16 protein-coding genes and 1 tRNA gene are annotated in these 19,132 nt (G+C 37.6%); 14 read left to right on the forward strand and 3 right to left on the reverse strand.

The genetic code is table 11. From position 1 onward, the window contains the following. Positions 1 to 314 precede the first annotated feature (314 nt). Complete coding sequence (nrdD, locus tag IGJ19_RS03835; RefSeq protein ID WP_019723769.1) at positions 315 to 2,504, reverse strand: anaerobic ribonucleoside-triphosphate reductase; 2,190 nt, start codon at positions 2,502 to 2,504, stop codon at positions 315 to 317. 322 nt (positions 2,505 to 2,826) lie between these two features. Between nrdD and IGJ19_RS03840 the strand changes: the two genes are divergently transcribed. The 11 genes from IGJ19_RS03840 (at position 2,827) to IGJ19_RS03890 (ending at position 14,177) form a co-directional block, all read left to right on the forward strand. Further along, a complete protein-coding gene (locus tag IGJ19_RS03840) occupies positions 2,827 to 3,594 on the forward strand; it encodes an ABC transporter ATP-binding protein (RefSeq protein ID WP_071866992.1) in 768 nt (255 codons plus the stop codon). Further along, positions 3,584 to 5,644, forward strand: a complete 2,061-nt coding sequence (locus IGJ19_RS03845) for an ABC transporter permease (RefSeq protein ID WP_074800139.1) — start codon at positions 3,584 to 3,586, stop codon at positions 5,642 to 5,644. The genes IGJ19_RS03840 and IGJ19_RS03845 overlap by 11 nt, the downstream gene beginning before the upstream one ends. Before the next feature lie 211 nt (positions 5,645 to 5,855). Continuing rightward, the gene (locus IGJ19_RS03850) at positions 5,856 to 6,005 is read left to right on the forward strand and encodes a teichoic acid D-Ala incorporation-associated protein DltX (protein ID WP_115357407.1); all 150 of its coding nucleotides are present in this window, start codon (positions 5,856 to 5,858) and stop codon (positions 6,003 to 6,005) included. 10 nt (positions 6,006 to 6,015) lie between these two features. Next, positions 6,016 to 7,515, forward strand: coding sequence for a D-alanine--poly(phosphoribitol) ligase subunit DltA (gene dltA, locus IGJ19_RS03855; protein ID WP_430604428.1), 1,500 nt, complete (start codon positions 6,016 to 6,018; stop codon positions 7,513 to 7,515). After that, positions 7,515 to 8,720 carry a D-alanyl-lipoteichoic acid biosynthesis protein DltB gene (gene dltB, locus IGJ19_RS03860; protein ID WP_142432935.1) on the forward strand — a complete coding sequence of 402 codons (1,206 nt, stop codon included), beginning with the start codon at positions 7,515 to 7,517 and terminating at the stop codon, positions 8,718 to 8,720. The genes dltA and dltB overlap by 1 nt, the downstream gene beginning before the upstream one ends. Before the next feature lie 27 nt (positions 8,721 to 8,747). After that, positions 8,748 to 8,981 carry a D-alanine--poly(phosphoribitol) ligase subunit DltC gene (dltC, locus tag IGJ19_RS03865; protein WP_071866988.1) on the forward strand — a complete coding sequence of 78 codons (234 nt, stop codon included), beginning with the start codon at positions 8,748 to 8,750 and terminating at the stop codon, positions 8,979 to 8,981. Between the two features lie 2 nt (positions 8,982 to 8,983). After that, positions 8,984 to 10,249, forward strand: a complete 1,266-nt coding sequence (gene dltD / locus IGJ19_RS03870) for a D-alanyl-lipoteichoic acid biosynthesis protein DltD (protein ID WP_074800150.1) — start codon at positions 8,984 to 8,986, stop codon at positions 10,247 to 10,249. Between the two features lie 231 nt (positions 10,250 to 10,480). After that, entirely contained in the window at positions 10,481 to 11,563 is a 1,083-nt protein-coding gene (locus IGJ19_RS03875; protein WP_071866986.1) for a M42 family metallopeptidase, read from the forward strand. Next, a complete protein-coding gene (locus IGJ19_RS03880; protein WP_161642188.1) occupies positions 11,563 to 12,357 on the forward strand; it encodes a DUF975 family protein in 795 nt (264 codons plus the stop codon). The genes IGJ19_RS03875 and IGJ19_RS03880 overlap by 1 nt, the downstream gene beginning before the upstream one ends. 61 nt (positions 12,358 to 12,418) lie before the next feature. Then, positions 12,419 to 13,159 carry an MBL fold metallo-hydrolase gene (locus IGJ19_RS03885; protein WP_071866984.1) on the forward strand — a complete coding sequence of 247 codons (741 nt, stop codon included), beginning with the start codon at positions 12,419 to 12,421 and terminating at the stop codon, positions 13,157 to 13,159. A gap of 13 nt (positions 13,160 to 13,172) precedes the next feature. Beyond that, entirely contained in the window at positions 13,173 to 14,177 is a 1,005-nt protein-coding gene (locus IGJ19_RS03890) for a lipoate--protein ligase (RefSeq protein WP_071866983.1), read from the forward strand. Positions 14,178 to 14,401: 224 nt separating this feature from the next. On the opposite strand, the gene IGJ19_RS03895 is transcribed toward IGJ19_RS03890, so the two are convergent. Next, a complete protein-coding gene (locus tag IGJ19_RS03895; RefSeq protein WP_430604429.1) occupies positions 14,402 to 16,234 on the reverse strand; it encodes a hypothetical protein in 1,833 nt (610 codons plus the stop codon). 200 nt (positions 16,235 to 16,434) lie between these two features. Here IGJ19_RS03895 and IGJ19_RS03900 point away from each other — a divergent pair, with 200 nt between their 5' ends. The 3 genes from IGJ19_RS03900 to IGJ19_RS03910 all read left to right on the forward strand — a co-directional run bounded on the left by IGJ19_RS03900 (position 16,435) and on the right by IGJ19_RS03910 (position 18,134). Next, entirely contained in the window at positions 16,435 to 16,962 is a 528-nt protein-coding gene (locus tag IGJ19_RS03900) for a signal peptidase I (RefSeq protein ID WP_066026375.1), read from the forward strand. An 82-nt stretch (positions 16,963 to 17,044) separates the two neighbouring features. Beyond that, positions 17,045 to 17,728: an O-methyltransferase gene (locus IGJ19_RS03905; protein ID WP_066026376.1), complete on the forward strand. Its 684-nt coding sequence runs from the start codon at positions 17,045 to 17,047 to the stop codon at positions 17,726 to 17,728. A 332-nt stretch (positions 17,729 to 18,060) separates the two neighbouring features. Then, positions 18,061 to 18,134: transfer RNA gene (locus tag IGJ19_RS03910), tRNA-Arg, on the forward strand. A gap of 116 nt (positions 18,135 to 18,250) precedes the next feature. Here the strand turns inward: IGJ19_RS03910 and IGJ19_RS03915 are convergent. After that, positions 18,251 to 18,940 (reverse strand): CPBP family glutamic-type intramembrane protease, encoded by a 690-nt coding sequence (locus tag IGJ19_RS03915; protein ID WP_181265233.1) that lies wholly within the window; start codon positions 18,938 to 18,940, stop codon positions 18,251 to 18,253. Between the last annotated feature and the right edge of the window lie 192 nt (positions 18,941 to 19,132).

A 19,132-nucleotide genomic window follows, 5' to 3' on the forward strand; every position in this document is an offset into this window, starting at 1 on the left:
CTGAAAAATCAAAAAATATGAGAAGCTATTTTCTGATTTCCCATCTTACTGCTCAGGTCAGGACGCTTTTCTCACAACCTCATCCACGGTGTTCAAGAAGCAACACTTCGGTAATAAGTCAAAAAAATCTAAAATGAAACAGCCATTTTTGATTTTTCTGTCTTATTACTCAGTGCTAAACGCTTCTTTCACAACCTTATCTACGGTGTTCGAAAAGCTGACCTTCAACATTAAGCTGAAAAATCAAAAAATATGAGAAGCTATTTTCTGATTTCCCCTCTTACTGCTCAGGTCAGGACGCTTTTCTCACAACCTTACTTCATATGTTTCACGCGTGATGAGATTTCTTTGTGTCTGCCGTGGACCATTGGGCGGGCTTGTGGGTTTCCTAGATAGCCGCATGTTCGTTTGACTACGTCACATGATTTTGGATCGTGATTGCCGCATTCTGGGCATTCAAAGCCACGTTCAGTTGGTTGGAAATCTCCTTCAAAACCACATTGATAGCAATGATCGATCGGCGTATTGGTTCCTAAATAGCCTACTTTGTCATAGGCAAAGTCCCAAACAGCTTCTAATGCCTTAGGGTTTTGTTGCAAGACTGGATATTCACAGTAATGGATAAAGCCACCAGAACAGTATTTTGGATAGTCTTTTTCAAATTCAAGTTTTTCAAATGGCGTTGGATTTTTACGCACATCATAGTGGAAACTATTAGTGTAATATTCTTTATCTGTGATATTTTCAACGATACCGAATTTCTCTGTATCTAAACGACAAAAACGATCAGTCAAGCTTTCACTTGGCGTGGAGTATACGCTGAAGTGATAGCCATATTCATTCCCCCAAGCGTCTGCATTGGCTTTTAGTTTTTTCACGATATCCAGAGTGAAGTCTTTAGCTTCAGCATTATTTTCCCACTCACCGCCAAAGAAAGAAGCAGCGACTTCATAAAGTCCAATGTAGCCTAATGAAACAGTTGCTCGACGATTTTTAAATAATTCGTCTACGGCGTCTGTACGAGATAGTCGTTTACCGAAGGCACCATACATATAAAGGATCGGTGCATTTGCAGGAATCGCTTCTTTACAACGTTCGACACGATAAACTAATGCATCTTTCATGATCGACAAGCGATCTGAAAGTAATTGCCAGAATTTTTCTTGGTCACCATCTGCTTCCAAGGCGATCCGTGGCAAGTTCAATGTAACCACACCTAGATTCATTCTTCCGACATTCACTTCTTCACCGTTCTCGTCTTTCCAACCTTGTAAGAAGGAGCGACAGCCCATTGGTACTTTGAAGCTTCCTGTCAATTCAACGATCTTGTCATAATTTAGAATATCTGGATACATTCTTTTTGTGGCACATTCTAATGCTAATTGTTTGATGTCGTAGTTTGGATCAGTGGGTTTCAGATTGATTCCGTCTTTTAGTGTAAATATCAATTTAGGGAAGATTGCTGTCCGTTTTTCACTTCCTAATCCATTGATCCGGATTTGTAAAATCGCTTTTTGAATTTCTCGTTCAAACCAATTTTTACCTAGACCGAAGCCAAGTGAAGTAAAAGGCGTTTGTCCGTTGGAAGTGAAAAGTGTATTGATCTCATATTCTAAACTTTGCATGGCATCAAAAATATCTTTTTTTGTTTTGGCTTTTGCATAGGCTTCTTGACGTTCGGGTGTGTCGATCCATTCTTTGGCATCAATTAAATGCTTTTTGTAATTTAATTGTGCAAAAGGAGCAAGCAATTCATCTGTACGATCGGCAGAACATCCGCCATATTGGCTAGATGCAACATTGGCAATGATCTGTGAGATCTGTGCCGTTGCTGTTTGGATCGATTTTGGTGATTCGACTTCTGCATTCCCAATTTTAAATCCGTTGTTCAACATACCTTTGAAGTCGATCAAACAGCAATTTGTCATTGGTGTATACGGATGATAATCGAGATCATGATAATGGATATCGCCTTTTTGATGTGCGTTGGCAATATGCGGTGGGAGTAATTTTAGCCCAATCGATTTCCCAACGATCCCAGCAGTCAAGTCACGCTGTGTATTGAACACATTACTATCCTTGTTCGCATTTTCATTGACAACACTTTGGTCTTTATTGATCAGTTTCTCAATCGAAAAGTTGATGTCTGTTGCCTTACTACGAGCAAAATCACGTTTTGTTCGATAGTGGATATATTCTTCTGCTAAGGCATATTCGTTTTTTTCTAACAAAATATGTTCAACGATATTTTGGATCTCATAGATTTTTACGTTATTTGCGAAGCGATCTTTGATTTCTTTGATCACAAGTTCTGCGATTGATTGGATCTTTTCGTACGTAATAGGAGATAAGGAACCGTGAATTTTCTTTTCTGCTTTGATCAGTGCGGCATTTATTTTCTGTTCATCAAATGGTACCTCGCGTCCGTCGCGTTTGATGACAGTCATTTTTTTGGTTTCAGGCTGTTTTTCTAGTACAGCCATTTCTTGATCTGTTCGTTTCATTTTCTTCAGCTCCTACAAAAATAGTTCTTGTCTATCATAAAACAAATTGAAGAAAGGAGCAACTAATTATCTGCTACATATAGTGTTTTATCGCTGTATAATTGAATGAGTATACTATATATGGTGTATATTATCTTGTGAAAAAAAGTGAAAACGTATGGTATCAGCTTTTGGAAAATACGAATTATTTTTTTTTGAATAAAAAAATTGAATAAAAAAATTTCATGGATAAATTTTTCGAGTGGTCAGGTGACAAAATCAAAAGGGAAAAAAGTGAAAGGATGTGATACTATTCAATTAAGGATAAAGGTGGAGGATTAGCATGAGTAAAATAATCGAAGTAAAACATCTAAGTAAAAGTTATGGAAGTAGTAAATCACCGGTCAAGGTGTTAGACAATGTTTCTTTTTCAGTTGAAGAAGGAGAGTTTATTGGGATCATGGGGCCAAGTGGGGCTGGAAAAACTACTCTGATGAATATCTTATCAACGATCAATTTACCAACGATGGGTAGTGTGATGATCCAAGGGAATGAAATCACAAAAATGAAAAAACATGAATTGAGTGATTTCAGACGAAAAAAAATTGGCTTTATCTTTCAAACGTTCAATCTTATCGATACATTGAATGGTAAAGATAATATTTTACTTCCTTTGGCTATTGAAAATATGGCAAAAGATGAAATGGACCGAAGAGTTTTACATGTTGCCCAGCTTTTAGGGATCGAAGAATTACTAAAACGTTATCCTGATGAAATGTCAGTTGGACAAAGACAACGGATTGCGGCAGCTAGAGCTTTAGTAGTAGAACCAGAGGTGATCTTCGCAGACGAACCAACGGGATCATTGGATTCAAAATCAGCAACAGAATTGTTGAATTATTTAAAAACAGTCAACGAAGTCGAAAAATCAACGATCTTATTAGTGACACATGATCCTTATACAGCTAGTTATTGCAATCGTATTTTATTTATCAAAGATGGTGTGATTTTTTCAGAAGTGATCCGCCGAGGAACGAGAAAAGAATTCTTTGAAAAAGTCATCGACATGCAGGCGACGATTGGAGGAGGCGGTAAAATCAATGCTTTATAAACTAGCCGCAAAAAGTTTTTTTAAACAATCGAGGGGCTACCTTGTCTATTTCTTCAGTTTGACCTTATCGACGATGATCTATTACTCTTTTAGCGCGATGACCTATGACCAATCACTGATTCGAAGGGCAAGTCAAGATGTTTCGATAGATACTATTTTAAAGCTTGGTAGTTGGATCATTACCGTTGTTTTACTCTTTTTCGTACTCAGTGCTAATCGTTTCTTTCTCAATCGGAGACAAAAAGAAATTGGGATCTATCAATTGTTTGGAATCAGTAAATTCCAGATTTCATCGATCTATGTGTTGGAAACGATGACTATTGGTTTTTTTGCTTGTATGTTAGGTATTTTATTGGGAAGTATTTTTTCAAAATTGTTTCAAATGATTTTAGTACGAATGATGAAGATGGATATTACTAGTCGTTTTTTTATTTCTATCCCGTCCATTGTTGAAACCGTCGTGGTATTTTTTGTGATTCTTTCAGCAGTTTCTCTTTATTCACTATGGAAGATTTGGAGTTATCCCATGAATCGTAGTTTTGGGGAAAGAGAACAAGTGGAAAGTTCAATGTTGCGTATTCGCACAAGGCATCGTTTATTAGGCGTAATCGGTCTATTGATGATTTCTAGTAGCTATTTCGCCGCATGGAACTTTAGAGAAACGATTAGTCAGCTATTTGAAAAAAAGGTAAATCTAGGATTAATGATTGCTTTCCCATTTTCGATATTTTTTGTTTGTTTATTAGGAACCTATCTGTTCTTTTGTTATTCTTTTCGCTTGTTGCTCCATTTGTTGAGCGATTCGAGATTCAAGTATCGAGGAACCAATTTTTTATTGATTGGGAACACACAGATCCATCTTTTAAAAAGTTGGCGAATGAATTCGTTGATCACATTAGTTATCGGTCTATCTTTGGCAATGATCGGAGGGATGACTGGTATATCGACACTCATTGCACATCGTGAAGAGATTGCTGCTCCTGTTTCTTATCAATTAGATACTCAGACGGCAAACAAACTTCGACCGATCTTAGCAGAAGAGAATCAGAAGATCACTGATGAATTCGTTTTTCATTACAAAGTAGTAGGTAGCTATTATGACTTGAGCATTGGTTCGGTATCTGCCGGCAATGAGATCAAGCCAGTCAATTTGATTTCTGAAAAAGAGTATCACGCTTTTCGCAAAATCAAACCTAGTCTGCCAGAAATCAAACTTACAGGAAAAAATCATACAGTCATGTTAGATGCAATAGAATCGATGTTTCGTAATTTTTCTAGTTACGGGAAAAAGATCCATCTACCTGGTCAGCAAGAACTATTGATCCAACAGGTGCTTCCGGGATTTCTGGGAGATGAAGATATGACCTATTATGGACCGACCTTGGTCGTTGATCAAGCGATCTTTGACCGTGTAACTGGATTAGACTTTCAGATCATCAATTGGAATGTAACTGGTGGCAATCAAGAAAAATTGACCGAACGATTAAATGAAGAAGTAGCTACTAATTGGAACCACACGATTTATTATAGTTATGAGATCACCGATCAAGGGATAGTTGGGACGATCCATACCGATGCTTCTAAAGCAGAGGAAAGTGAATACTCAGAAAATAAATTAACAGGTCAAGCTTCACGTTTGAATTATAATGCTCGCTATCCTAGACTGCGTGCCACTGATCGTCAAATTGGAATCAATATCTTTGTTGCCCTTTTTGTGGGGATGATCGTGATCATTGCAACTGGTAGTATCTTGATGGTTCGGCAATTATCCGAAGCTGAAATTGAACGAACCAATTATCAATTGCTGACAAAATTAGGGATTGCTCAACGCAAAACAAATCGGATGATCTATAAACAAAATGCGTTGATGTTTTTTCCACCAATGATTTTGGGCATCACTCATGCTGTATTTGCCATCAATGTGTTTTCTCAATATGTAGAAGGGGCAGACTATTGGTTGGCATACTTTGTCTGTGGCTTATTGATCGTCATTTACCTACTCTTTTACTTTATGACTAGCCGTTTGTATTGTCGGATCATTGAGGAATAAGAAGAATAGAGCAAAAAGGGTATCTTATTCTAGCTGAACGAAAGACAGAATCGAGTTGTACGAATCTATTTTCGTACGGCTCTTTTTTTTGTTCTCTTTAGTTAGTGACAAAACTGTTAGCTGTAAAGCGCATTCTGTTAGTAAAACAAATGTTTTTTTGTGGATGGAATGAGTAGAATTTGACTAAGGATCTAAATAGGAGGAAAAAGAGATGAAACAATGGTGGCAGCAACCACAGGTTCGATATTGGCGAACTTTTATGCTTCGAACCCTTATTTATTCTACGATACTATTGTTACTCATTTATTTGTATCATTACAAAAATATTCAAGGTGGAACATTTATATATAACGAATTCTAGGAGGGAAACGATGAAGAAAAAAGGAATCGTGGAAGCGATCGATTTTTGGGGAATAGCAGACCCAGAGAGAATCGCATATCAGACAGCAGAGGAGCGACACACATATCAAGAATTGAAGCACTCCTCAGATGCATTAGGCTATTACTTAGAGAAGCGTTTGACTACGAAAGGGCCAATCGTCGTGTTCGGCAATCTAGAGTTTGAGATGGTGGTATCATTCTTGGGTGCAGTGAAAGCAGGACATGCGTATCTACCGATTGATGCCCATACACCGAAGGAGCGGATCGAAGCGATTTTACGTGTCGCACAACCTAGTATGATCATTAGTTTAAGCGACTGGGAGATTGAGACAGATCTACCAATCATCCAAAAAGATTGTCTACGCTCGATCATCGCCTCGATAGTTGGTTATCCATTTGAGCATGCAGTGAAAGGTGATGAAAATTTTTATCTGATTTTTACTTCGGGCACCACAGGGGAACCCAAAGGCGTGCAAATCAGTCATGATAACTTAGTGAGCTTTGTCGATTGGGTCTTGAGCGATTTTTCAATCAAAGAGGGACAAGCTTTTTTAGCACAAGCGCCTTTCTCTTTTGATTTATCTGTATTCACTTTGTATCCAGCATTAGTTTCCGGTGGGATCATCAAGCCCTTATTTAAGGAAAACGTACAAGATTTTCAAAAACTATTTGCCGTTTTACCACAATTAAAACTGGACATCTGGGTATCAACCCCTTCGTTTGTCGATATTTGCTTGATGGACGCATCTTTTGACGATGGACATTTACCAGAACTGACTACGTTCATTTTCTGTGGCGAAGAATTGACGAAAAAAACGGCGCAAGCGTTACTCGAACGGTTTCCTTCAGCCAAAATTTACAACACGTATGGGCCGACAGAAGCGACAGTAGCCATCTCTAGTATATTGATCACAAGAGAAGTATTGGCTACGTATGAGCGTTTACCAATTGGCTATGTCAAGTCTGATACTACTGTATCCATTTTGAAAAATGGCGAAAGTGATCATGGCGAGATTTTGATTAGCGGTCCTAGCGTGTCAAAAGGCTATTTGAACAATCCTGAGAAAACAAAAGAAGTGTTCTTTCAAGTAACTGGGCATCAAAACTATCGAACAGGAGATGCAGGATATTTAGCAGAGGACGGTTTGCTTTTTATTGAGGGAAGAATCGATCAACAGGTGAAATTACATGGTTACCGCATTGAATTAGGTGATATTGAACATGCGTTGCTTAAAGATGAACGAATCAAACAAGCAATCGTTGTGCCCAAATATCAAGGATCGAAAGTCCAACAATTAGTGGCGTTTGTTGTACTGAACCAAGCGATTCCGGATACTAATTATCAGTTGATACGTTCGATCAAACAAAGGTTGACCGATTTTCTGATGGACTATATGATCCCACAAAAAGTGGCGTTTATTGACCAATTGCCACAAACGAACAATGGGAAAATTGATCGAAAAGCATTGACAGCTGAGGTGAATAGGTGATGAGTCTCCCACATATGATTCCTTATGCGGAGCCGTATTATTTTCTATTACTGAGTTTCGCGTTAGCGCCAATCATTTTTTCTCTACTATTTTTCCAGAAACGCTTAGGAACTTATCAAGTTTTTGTCACTTTCTTTTTCTTGTTCATCAGCTTTGGAGGAACGTATTGGCAACAAGGACTTGCTTTGATTGGCTATGTGGTCTGGCAAAGTATACTTGTTTGGTGTTATTGCACTTATCGAAAAAAAAGAAATCAGAGTGTATGGTTTTATCTAGCGGTAGTTCTAGCAATTCTACCTTTAGCGATTACGAAAGTCACACCATTTCTAACATCTGGTAAGGGATCACTGCTTAGTTTTCTGGGTATTTCCTATTTAACATTCAAATCGGTACAAATGATCATGGAAATGAGAGACGGTATGATCAAAACCTATCATCCTTACCGTTATATTCAGTTCTTGTTGTTTTTTCCAACCATTTCTTCAGGACCAATCGATCGTTATCGAAGATTTGAAAAAGATCAGCTCCAACCACCAACAAAGGAACAATATCTGGAAATGTTGGAAAAAGGGGTCCATCATTTGTTTATGGGTTTTTTATACAAATTCATCATCGGTCATTATCTGGGACAGGTACTGTTACCCATCGTATCAAAAGGTGCCTTGGCTCATGGCGGAATCTCATGGTGGCTATTGGGTTACATGTATGTCTATAGTTTGTATCTCTTTTTCGATTTTGCTGGCTATAGTTTGTTTGCGGTTGGTACGAGTTATTTGATGGGCTATGATACCCCGATCAATTTCAACAAACCATTTTTAGCTTGGAACATCAAAGAGTTCTGGAATCGTTGGCATATGTCTTTGTCCTTCTGGTTCAGAGATTACGTGTATATGCGGTTGATGTTCTTCTTGATGAAGAAAAAATGGTTCAAGAGTAGGATCGTGACTTCAAATATCGGATACTTTGCATTGTTTCTATTGATGGGTGTCTGGCACGGTTTGACATGGTACTACATTTTGTATGGTATCTATCATGCAACGCTGATTTGTGTGACAGATGCATGGATTCGCTACAAGAAAAAACGGAAGAAAAAACTTCCTTCCAATCGCTTGACCCACGCATTTTCTGTTTTCATGACGTTTCAAGCAGTATGTGCTAGCTTATTGATTTTTTCAGGATTTTTAGATCAACTATTTTTTAAATAAATGACGAGTTTAAAGGAGAGAATAGATATGGAAGAACAAGTTTTAACGATTTTAGCAGAGATTACAGGTACAGATGAAGTGAAAGAAAATAAAGAAATCGATTTGTTTGGTGAAGGTTTATTGGATTCACTAGGATCTGTTCAATTATTAGTTGAGCTGGATGGACAACTTGATGTACAAGTTCCTGTCTCAGAATTTGACCGAGAAGAATGGGCAACACCAAATAAAATTATTGATCAAATCAACGAATTGAAGGGATAACGATGAAGAAAAAGCTGTTTGCGATTTTTGGTCCAGTGATATTTGCGTTTATACTGATTGCGATTTTTTTCACTTCATCTTATCGCGTGAATGTAGCTGACCCAGAAATCATTCATAGAGCAGCCAGTTCGATGTCAGACAACGTCTTACGAGGGGATGTAATCAAAAATACAGCTTTTACTGAAAAAAAGTATGTGCCTTTTCTTGGTTCAAGTGAATTGAGTCGGATCAGTCCTTTTCATCCTTCTGTTTTAGCCCAGAAATATCAACGGAGCTACGAACCATTTTTATTAGGTGCCCCTGGGACTCAATCGCTGAGCCAGTTCATGATGATGCGCTCAGCTAGTAAGGATCTCAGAAATAAAAAAGTAGTGGTCATCGTGTCTCCTCAGTGGTTCGTAAAAGACGGGGTGAAGGAAGACTATTTCAGTACCCACTATTCAGAGTTACAGACATTGGATTGGCTGTTTTCAATAAAAAAAGTGACCGCTTCAGATCGCTATTTCGCGCGACGTTTATTAAGTTTTCCAATCGTTTCGAAAGATGAGGACATCACGCGGATTTTAAGTACAGTACAAAAAGGAATCAAACCCAATGATAAAGAATTAGCGGGCTTGGAAGATAAATGGAACATCTTGAAGCGTGAGGATGAATTATTTAGTGGGATTGGTTTGACGGATAAACAAAAACAGATCGATCAAGCGACTAAACCATTACCGACGAGCTATGAAAAAGAACAACTAAATAAGCTCGCTACGCAGATTGGTGCTAGTAAAACTAAGAATAATCCTTTTGCTCTAAAAGATGATTTCTACAATACCCGAATCAAACACCATTTAGATGAGTTGAAAGACTCACAGAAAGACTGGGATTATCGTTTTTCAAAGGAATATTCTGATTTTCAATTATTATTGCAACAACTAGCAAATGAACATACTGAAGCACTATTCATTCTTCCACCAGTGAATGAAAAGTGGAGTGATTATACTGGTTTGTCTCAAGAAATGTTGCAAGGATTTGCCAAAAAAGTCAAGTATCAATTAAAGAAACAAGGATTTCAACATATCGCAGACTTAACAAAGATGGCTAGTGTTCCCTATTTTATGGAAGATACGATCCATCTTGGTTGGCAAGGCTGGTTGACTGCAGATCAGTACATCCAACCCTTCTTAGAAGAGGAGCAGCCAGTGAGTCATTATCAGATGGACGATGCTTTCTATAGTAAAGATTGGCAATTGCAGACCCCGGATACACTACCAGAAAAATAAGTGATGCATTTGAATCAAAATAAAAGTCGAATAAAGAAATGTGAGGAATGACCTGTAACTTCCAAATAAAGTGGATGTTATGGGTTGTTTTTGAGATGTTAGCAGATCCAAAAAAACTAAAACGAAGATTGGCTTGATAATAAGACTGCATAAATCAAACAAATATGCTGCCCCAAAATCAGTGAACAATGATATAATTCTACTATTAAGTATGGAAAAGAGGGAAAGCGTTTGAATAAAAATGAAGAACAATTATTGATTGATTTAACAACTGCGCGTGGCGTACCAGGAAATGAAGAAGAGGTACGAAAAGTCTATAAAAAATATGCAGAGCAATTCACAGATGATATTTTTTACGATGGTTTAGGTAGTATCATCGCAAAACATGATTCTGGCAAGGGCCCTAAAGTATTTATCTCCGGACATATGGATGAAGTTGGCTTTATGGTTACAAAGATCACAGATAAAGGATTTATTGAATTTCAAACACTAGGTGGTTGGTGGGGCCAAGTCATGTTGGCACAACAAGTAGAAATCAAGACCCAAGAGGGAAAAATTATCCATGGCGTGATTGGTTCAAAACCACCACATGTCTTGACTGCTGAAGTTCGTAACAAACCGTATGATATCAAAGATATGTTTATTGACATCGGTGCGACAAGCAAAGAAGAAGCGACGAAATGGGGCATTCGTCCTGGTGATATGGTCACTCCTTATATTGAATATCGTCGAATGAATGATGGAAAATTCTTGTTAGCAAAAGCATGGGACAATCGTATTGGGACAGCTGTTTCTTTACGTGTACTTGAAAATCTAGCAAAAGAAGGACATCCGAATGTCTTATTTGCTGGAAGTGATGTACAAGAAGAAGTTGGTTTAAGAGGTGCGCGCACAAGTACTCATTTGGTTGACCCTGACATAGCGATTGCTTTAGATACAGGTACTGCTGGAGATACACCAGGGATGACACCGAAAGAGGCAGATTCAGTTTTAGGTAAAGGACCACAAATCTTGATTTTCGATGCTTCGATGATCCCACATAAAAAATTATTGAATTTTGTGATCCAAGTGGCAGAAGAAATGGCTATTCCATTCCAATATACTGTCATCACCGGTGGGGGAACAGATGCGGGCCAAATGCATGTGTCACGTAATGGTGTGCCATCTATTGCAATCACTGTCCCCGTTCGTTATCTGCATTCACATACATCGATCATCCATGAAGAAGATTACTTCAATACAGTGAAGTTAGTTACTGAAGTAGTCAAACGTTTGGATAGTGAAAAAGTAGCAGAAATCAGGAGCTATGAGTAATGAAGAATGTTTCTGAATATCGAAAAAAAGCCCGGGCATCTTTAGAAGGACAGTGGGGGATCAATGCTTGGATCATTTTCCTTTCAGTCTTTATTGGGTTGATCATCCAGCAGCTTTTTGTGGGCATCTTCCCAACAGATAGCACACAGGCAAACATACTCAATTTTTTGATCCAACACGTACTGATCTTTGCTTTTACTTATGGGGTCTATTATATCTCGTTAGTTGTGGTCAGAGGTGGGCGAGCAAAATCTAATCTGTTGTTTGCTGTTTTTCAAAAAGAATATTTTGTACCGATTCTGCTTATCAATCTTTTAAATACCGTATTCAATTGGTTGATCAACGGTATTATACTTTTGCCTAGTTTTTTGATAGGCGGGTTCAATACGTATATCAATTTACTTTTCAATGGAAATGCTTCACCACAAGGGATGATGAATGATTTTACGATTGATCTGAGTTTTGCAATCTTTACAACTTTACTATTCGTCGTGTCGCTATTTGTGATGACGATCGTTGCAGGATTGTTCCAATTTGCTGCTTGGACAAAGTTTGACTATCCGAAACTGACAGTTATCCAAAGTTTGAAATATGCTTGGTTTTTATTAAAAGATCGTATTGGTACCTATCTTCTCCTACAACTTTCTTTTATTGGTTGGTATATTCTCGGATTTATTGCGCTATTCTTTGGTTTACTCTGGGTGATTGCTTACGTCAATGTGTCGATTGCACAGTTTTACGAACAAGCCCGTATTGAAAAAGGTAGCCCAATGGAATACTTTAACTTAGGATAAGCAGTTTTCCTTATGAAAATAAGAAATTGTGGTAGCATAAGTTTTTGAGGGGGAATCAGTCATGAAATTAACCGTTTTAGGTTGCTTAGGTGCATATCCTTATAAAAAACAAGGAACGACGAGTTATTTGTTGCAAGCTGATCAATTTAATTTGTTGATTGATGCAGGGAGCGCAACGCTTGTGAAATTGGAAGACCATCTTGATCCGCTTGCTTTAGATGCTGTGATCATCAGCCATTATCATCATGACCATATCGCAGATCTAGGTGTCTTGCAATATGAGTGGCAATTGCATCCAAACAGAGATCAAGAAAAGATATTACCAATCTATGGACATACGAAAGATGCCAGTCATTTTGAACAATTGACAATGCCGGGAGTGTCCCAAGGGGTGGCATATGATCCAACTCAAGAACTTGAAGTCGGGCCATTTTCGATCACTTTCTTGGAAACGATTCATCCAGTGGTTTGTTATGCCATGCGTATTGTCGAAAGAGCCACCGGAAAAGTATTTGTTTTTACAGGAGATTCTGGCTATTTAGAGAGTTTCATCCCATTTGCTAAAGAGGCGGATCTCTTTTTGGCGGACACGTATCTTTTTGCAGGAAATGAGCGACATAAAGCGCATTTCACTTCAAAAGAATCCGGGGAGATCGCAAAAGCGGCAAAAGTCAAAAAACTGGTTTTGACACACTTGCCACAATTTGGGGACCTAACACAATTAGAGAATGAAGCAAAAGAAGCGGCTGGAGAAGAAATCGAAGTTGCTTTAGCTGAAGTCGATAAAGTGTTTGACATATAGGAGGACGAGCAGAATGATTTTTGTACCAAATGAAAACCATGATCCAAGAGTGAATTTAGCAATTGAGACCTTTTTACTGCAAGAGATGCCATTAGAAGAACCAATCTTGCTATTTTACATCAATGAACCGTCAATCATTATTGGTCGAAATCAAAACACGATTGAAGAAATCAATCGTGAATATGTTGAAGAGCATGGCATCCATGTGGTACGTCGTTTAAGCGGTGGTGGGGCTGTGTATCATGATTTTGGTAACTTGAATTTCAGTTTCATCATGCCAGATGATGGGGATTCGTTCCGTGACTTTGCGAAGGTGACTAAACCAATCATTCAAGCGTTACACGAATTAGGTATTTCAGGTGCCGAATTAAAAGGACGTAATGACCTGGTGATCGATGGCTTGAAGTTTTCAGGGAATGCTATGTATGCTACAAATGGTCGAATGTTTGCACATGGAACGATCATGTTCGATTCAGACATTGATGAAGTAGTCAATGCGCTTAAAGTCAAAAAAGAAAAAATCGAATCTAAAGGAATCAAATCGATTCGTTCGCGAGTTACAAATATCAAACCATTCTTACCTGAGGAAAAACAAGGAATGACAACAGAAGAATTTCGTGAAGACATTCTTTTGAAAATCTTTGGGGTGTCTTCAGTAGAAGAAGTAAAAACTTATGAATTGACAGAAAAAGATTGGGAAAAAATCAATCAAATTTCTGAGCAGTATTATCGAAATTGGGATTGGAATTATGGAAAATCACCGGATTTCAACTTTTCACGCCAAAAACGCTTTTCAATTGGCTCGATCGAAGTACATCTGAATGTCTCAGAAGGGATCATCGAGGATGTAAAAATTTTCGGCGATTTCTTTGGTCTAGGAGATATCAAAGATGTTGAACAAGTGTTGACAGGGTTAAAATATGATAAAGCTACCTTACAAGACGCAGTGGAAACGATCGATATCAAGAAGTATTTTGGTGCGATCGAAGCACAAGATTTATTGGAGTTATTGTACTAAATAAGGTTGTGCCAGAAGCGTCTTGACCTAGGAAGTAAGATAGAAAATTGAAAAATAGTTTTTCATGTTTTACAATTTTTTAGTTTGATGTTGAATGTCCGTTTCTGGAACATCATTTATTTGGTTGTAAGGGGATAAGATAACTAATGTCCCAGACCTGACAAATCTTAAATAGATCATAAGACCTTCAAAAACAGCCGATTGACTGCTTTTGAAGGTCTTTTTTAGCCAGGGGATATATTGATTTTTAGGCGATCGACCCACTTATCTTTTTCTTGGATCAAGGTGCTGCTGTATTTTTCGAGCGTGTTCTGGATCATCATCAAGTCATACTGTTCCTGTCGTATCAATTCTTCTGTCACATCTTTTGAAAAAATATTTTTCTCATAGTGTGTACTGTGCTCACAGTGGATCTGGATGTGAGAATTGATTTCTTGGATCGATAAATAGATTTCTCGATGCAAAGGATTTTCAATGGCTTGTGTTTCGCGAAACGAGTGCTCTAGAATATGGATGAGTAATTGTGTGAAATCTTCATCATGGATCGGTAAGGAAGCTGGGATATGGGTGTGAAAATCAACCTTGATATTCTTTTTAGCAGCGACTTCTTGATATCTAGCCAAAATCAAATTGGTTAGTTGGTGACCTGTCGGAAAAAGAGACAAATCCAATCGTCTTGTTTCGTCTACGATCCGTTCTAAGTAAGTTTTCGCTTCGGCTTGTTCATTTTTATCAATCAATTGACTCAGTTCTTCCATTTGTACAACAAAGTCATTTTTTGCTTGATCGATTTGTTGGATCTGTGCTTGGATTTTTGTATAATGTGTTTCGATCAGATCTGTTTTAGTTTGTAAGAAAAGCCGTTCTTTATGGTAACTATCGATTTTCATGATATTCTCCATGATGTTGTATCCGACAATAACAATCAGGAGAATCGCAAATAAGAGCGTGGACCAGTTGATGATCGAATGCCCGATCCCTAAGGCAGTTTGAATATAAAACATACAATGAAAGATAGCGATCAAAACGATCCAAGGACTACATACAGTGAAAAAACGATTTTGTTTATATGCTTCACCGATACTTGCTATAGAAGTAACTAAAGTGCTTACAACACTAACAACACTAGCAAAGGGCATCAATTCGGGTAATTCAAAATCTGAAAATAATGCATAAATTAAGATGTTGGCAAAAACAAATGTTTGGAAATAGCAGAAATAACCATACCATTTCTGATAGTTCGTCATTTTGGACTGATAGTAAAAAATAATCAGTATAGAAGTCAAGATTGCAAATAAGTGGGAAAAAATCGAATGTACGATTGGTTCAAAAAGAACACCGCTCAAGATATCTTCCGAAATCGATTCAAATCCAAGCACGAAAGAAAATAGGCTCAAAATCAATAATGAACGATCTAATCTATTATGCCTGTAGAGAATATAGCTAGTCCAGATCAATAATCCGATGGCAATGACGAAAGCCAAGATCATCGCGATGACTTGTGGGATCGATTGTGAAAAAATGAAGCTGATCATTGGACTGGTAGTTCCCAAATAAACTTTGGGTGTCAGACCAGCATAATTTTGATAAGGCGAGGAAACAACGATTTTCAACGTCTTGCCCACATAGGATTCTGGTAGATCGATGATCGATAAAGACAATCCAGGATTGTTTCGTGCGGTTTCTTTGGAGCGACTGTAGAGTAGCGTGTCATCTAATGAGACACTTAGCCATTGATGGTTGCCTTTGATCAAGAGATTGGCATCCGCCAATTCTTTATGTAGAGTAGTTTCCATTATAAATGGTTCATTCTTGTCGATGGACGGCATGTAGTCGATATGGTTACTGTCGAACTGAAAATAAGGATCATGCTCGGAATAATAGACCCATGAATCATCAATCTGAGACATTTTTTTATTGTCGATTGGCGTGAAGAGGTAATGAAAAAAATAAGCGATACTTATTATAAATAACGATGCAAATATAATAAGTACGCTCCATTTGATTTTCGTAGAGAATGGCATAATTTTATTACGTCCGTTATTAAAAAGAACCATAGACAAATCTCCTTTAATAAATTATCTAATTCCAGAGTAAACTTTTTTCATTTAACAGTCAATTTTTAGCTATTTTTATCGTTTTTTTGTTTGCTTATTTATTTTTTTATAGAGAATCTTCAAACTGAGTATTAATATTGTCAAAAAAATTTCGTTATTATATTATAGATTTAATAAAATGTTTCTTAAGGAGGATCAATGTGCCTATCTATAAAAAAATAACTTTTTTCAGCTCGATTTCGTTAGTGGTTCTTCTAGCAATCATTTTGTGTGTCGTGCTACTCCCTCGAGTATTTGGGCTGACACCGCATATCATTGATGATCAAGCGATGGCATCGTCTTATGCAGAAGGAAGTCTGATCTATGTACAGAAAAGAAAGGCAGAGACGATTTTAGTTGGAGATGTGATCACCTACTATGAAAATTCAGGTAAACATATCGTGACAAGAAGGGTCGTTGCTATTGAAGATCAACACCAGTATTTTTACACGAAAGCTGATGGAAAAACACAAATCGAAGTTGAAGCAGTACGAGATCGTAATATTATTGGCACGCCTATATTCAAGATCCCGTACATAGGGTTATTGTTCTCACGGCATGCGTTCAATTGGATGAAATGGGTATTCCTAGGAATCGCTGTGTGCTTGTCTTCCATTACAGCTTGGCATACCTACCTTGAACTGAAACAACGTCGAGAGAAAGAAACTGATTTTTTTTCTGACATGTAATAATCATATTTTTATTTACCAGCTTCTCCCTCTTGTCGAAAGATAGGTTTCTTCGTATAATGTTTGGAAGAGGAGGGGAAGTATGCGTAATGAAATGATGCATCGTCCCGTTGTAAAAGAAGAGTTATTGGATTTTATGCGGACAAAACAAAAACAGTTAACTGGAGAATTGGGGAAAGTTGAAGAGGAAGCACATGCGGCGGAAGTGCCAATCATTCCTCATGAGACGGTCGTCTTTTTGCAGTTTTTATTAGGACAGATCAAACCAAAAGAAGTACTTGAAATTGGAGCTGCGATTGGTTTTTCCTCTAGTCTGATGGCACAAGTCATTGGAAAAGAAGGTCATGTGACGACGATCGATCGCTTTGACGTGATGATCAGAAAAGCGAAAGCAACGTATGAGCGTTTAGAGATGACGGATCGAGTGACATTATTAGAAGGCCAAGCGGCTGATATTTTGCCAACATTGACAGGTCCGTATGACTTTATATTTATGGATAGTGCAAAATCAAAATATATCGAATTCTTGCCTGAATGCCTTCGTGTATTGAAAAAAGGCGGCGTCTTGATGGTTGATGATATTTTTCAAGGAGGGACGATTCTTCTGTCAGATGAAGAGATCCCAAGAGGAAAACGAGCGATCCATCGTAAATTGAATGAATTTCTACGCGTGGTCATGGAACATCCGGATTTGACCTCTACGTTGTTACCTTTGGGTGATGGTGTGATTTTGATCACGAAAGAGGCAGAAATAATCGACTTATAATTGCCAGATTTTTTAGTAAAGATTCAAAAGAATGCTAGCTAAGCTAAGCGAGTAGCTAAGTCAATTTCATTGATAGCAAGGCAGAAGTTGAAAGTAGGGAATCTATCCAATCAAGTTCTGCCTTACTATGTTGAACGAAACAGACTTTCATGTTCCATGTTAAAATGACAAGTCGATCGTAGCAAAAAATTATAATATGAAAATCGTGGCTGTGTTTTTACAGTAAAATCTGTAAGAAAAAAGTACGATAAAATTTTTGTTTCATAAAATAACTATTTTGTATTGACATAAGCTTTCAATTTATCTATAATTATTTTTGTTCCGCTAAAGCTGTCATAGTAGCTCAGCTGGATAGAGCATCCGCCTTCTAAGCGGACGGTCGGGGGTTCGAATCCCTCCTGTGACGTAAAAAACCGTTAGAAACGTTTGTTTCTAGCGGTTTTTTTGTCTCTCGTGCTAAATAAGATTGATTCATCGCTGAGCGTTGAAGGTGTTAACTTGATCGGATAAAAAATCGATGGTTCAAATTCCAAAAAGTAAAATGATAAAAAGTAAAATCAAATCATATAAGATATGCGCAAGCATAGGGATCAATAAGTTTTGTGTTTTTAACCAGGCATAGAGAGAAGGGGCATGAGCCAAACCAATAACAAAAATACATTGATAGAGATTCCCATCGTATACGGCATAATGGCTGAGACCAAAAACCAATAGAGAAATCGTACTAGCGCCCCAAATAGAAAATTTAGTACGCATAAATGTAGAAAGTAAAAGAAAGATCAAAACAAAAATCGCAGCAATATAAAGTTCTTCTCCAATCAGGCTCACGCTAAGCTGTGATAAATATAGAATTATTCCACCAACGTTTAACCCTTCGTACCAGTTATCTCCACCAGCATTTGCGGCCATGGTTTGATTCAGCAGTTTTCCAGTCAAGATAAAAATATCTGAAAGTAGTGAACCAAGGATAAGGATAAAAGCAATCCAACGCCAATCTCTCTTATTGAGTTTTTTGAATAAAGTGTTTGTGTTGTTCCAACCAATCAGTATGATTAAAGCAAGCGCTCCCCCTATAGGTAAAAAGGTCCAATCTAACCTACCTGAGAAGATCGGATAAGATGTCATCATTCCCCAATCAGCAAAAATTAAAATAATGAGTGCTAAGAGTGACCGCCACAGATTGAATTTGACAGTTTTAAACATTGCGAACATTAAATAACTCCTCCTATAAATAAAATCAACAAAGGGCGATTGTAACATTGAGATGGAATATCGAGAAATAATTTGCTGTCATTTTTAGCGTTTGATTAGAGACATCATAAGTAGATAAAAATAGAATGAATACGAGTACTCACTAAATTAGCCTTTTTTGACAATAGAATAATTTGCTTTCCAAAAGGAAAA

The sequence above is a fragment of the Enterococcus sp. DIV1368b genome (assembly GCF_050529595.1).
GTDB classification, from domain to species: Bacteria; Bacillota; Bacilli; order Lactobacillales; family Enterococcaceae; genus Enterococcus_B; species Enterococcus_B mundtii.

What these genes read in the sequence shown, in the direction of transcription:
- nrdD (WP_019723769.1), bottom strand. Translation starts at nt 2,504, where the DNA reads ATGAAACGAACAGATCAAGAAATGGCTGTACTAGAAAAACAGCCTGAA.
- IGJ19_RS03840 (WP_071866992.1), top strand. Translation starts at nt 2,827, where the DNA reads ATGAGTAAAATAATCGAAGTAAAACATCTAAGTAAAAGTTATGGAAGT.
- IGJ19_RS03845 (WP_074800139.1), top strand. Translation starts at nt 3,584, where the DNA reads ATGCTTTATAAACTAGCCGCAAAAAGTTTTTTTAAACAATCGAGGGGC.
- IGJ19_RS03850 (WP_115357407.1), top strand. Translation starts at nt 5,856, where the DNA reads ATGAAACAATGGTGGCAGCAACCACAGGTTCGATATTGGCGAACTTTT.
- dltA (WP_430604428.1), top strand. Translation starts at nt 6,016, where the DNA reads ATGAAGAAAAAAGGAATCGTGGAAGCGATCGATTTTTGGGGAATAGCA.
- dltB (WP_142432935.1), top strand. Translation starts at nt 7,515, where the DNA reads ATGAGTCTCCCACATATGATTCCTTATGCGGAGCCGTATTATTTTCTA.
- dltC (WP_071866988.1), top strand. Translation starts at nt 8,748, where the DNA reads ATGGAAGAACAAGTTTTAACGATTTTAGCAGAGATTACAGGTACAGAT.
- dltD (WP_074800150.1), top strand. Translation starts at nt 8,984, where the DNA reads ATGAAGAAAAAGCTGTTTGCGATTTTTGGTCCAGTGATATTTGCGTTT.
- IGJ19_RS03880 (WP_161642188.1), top strand. Translation starts at nt 11,563, where the DNA reads ATGAAGAATGTTTCTGAATATCGAAAAAAAGCCCGGGCATCTTTAGAA.
- IGJ19_RS03885 (WP_071866984.1), top strand. Translation starts at nt 12,419, where the DNA reads ATGAAATTAACCGTTTTAGGTTGCTTAGGTGCATATCCTTATAAAAAA.
- IGJ19_RS03890 (WP_071866983.1), top strand. Translation starts at nt 13,173, where the DNA reads ATGATTTTTGTACCAAATGAAAACCATGATCCAAGAGTGAATTTAGCA.
- IGJ19_RS03895 (WP_430604429.1), bottom strand. Translation starts at nt 16,234, where the DNA reads ATGGTTCTTTTTAATAACGGACGTAATAAAATTATGCCATTCTCTACG.
- IGJ19_RS03905 (WP_066026376.1), top strand. Translation starts at nt 17,045, where the DNA reads ATGCGTAATGAAATGATGCATCGTCCCGTTGTAAAAGAAGAGTTATTG.
- IGJ19_RS03915 (WP_181265233.1), bottom strand. Translation starts at nt 18,940, where the DNA reads ATGTTCGCAATGTTTAAAACTGTCAAATTCAATCTGTGGCGGTCACTC.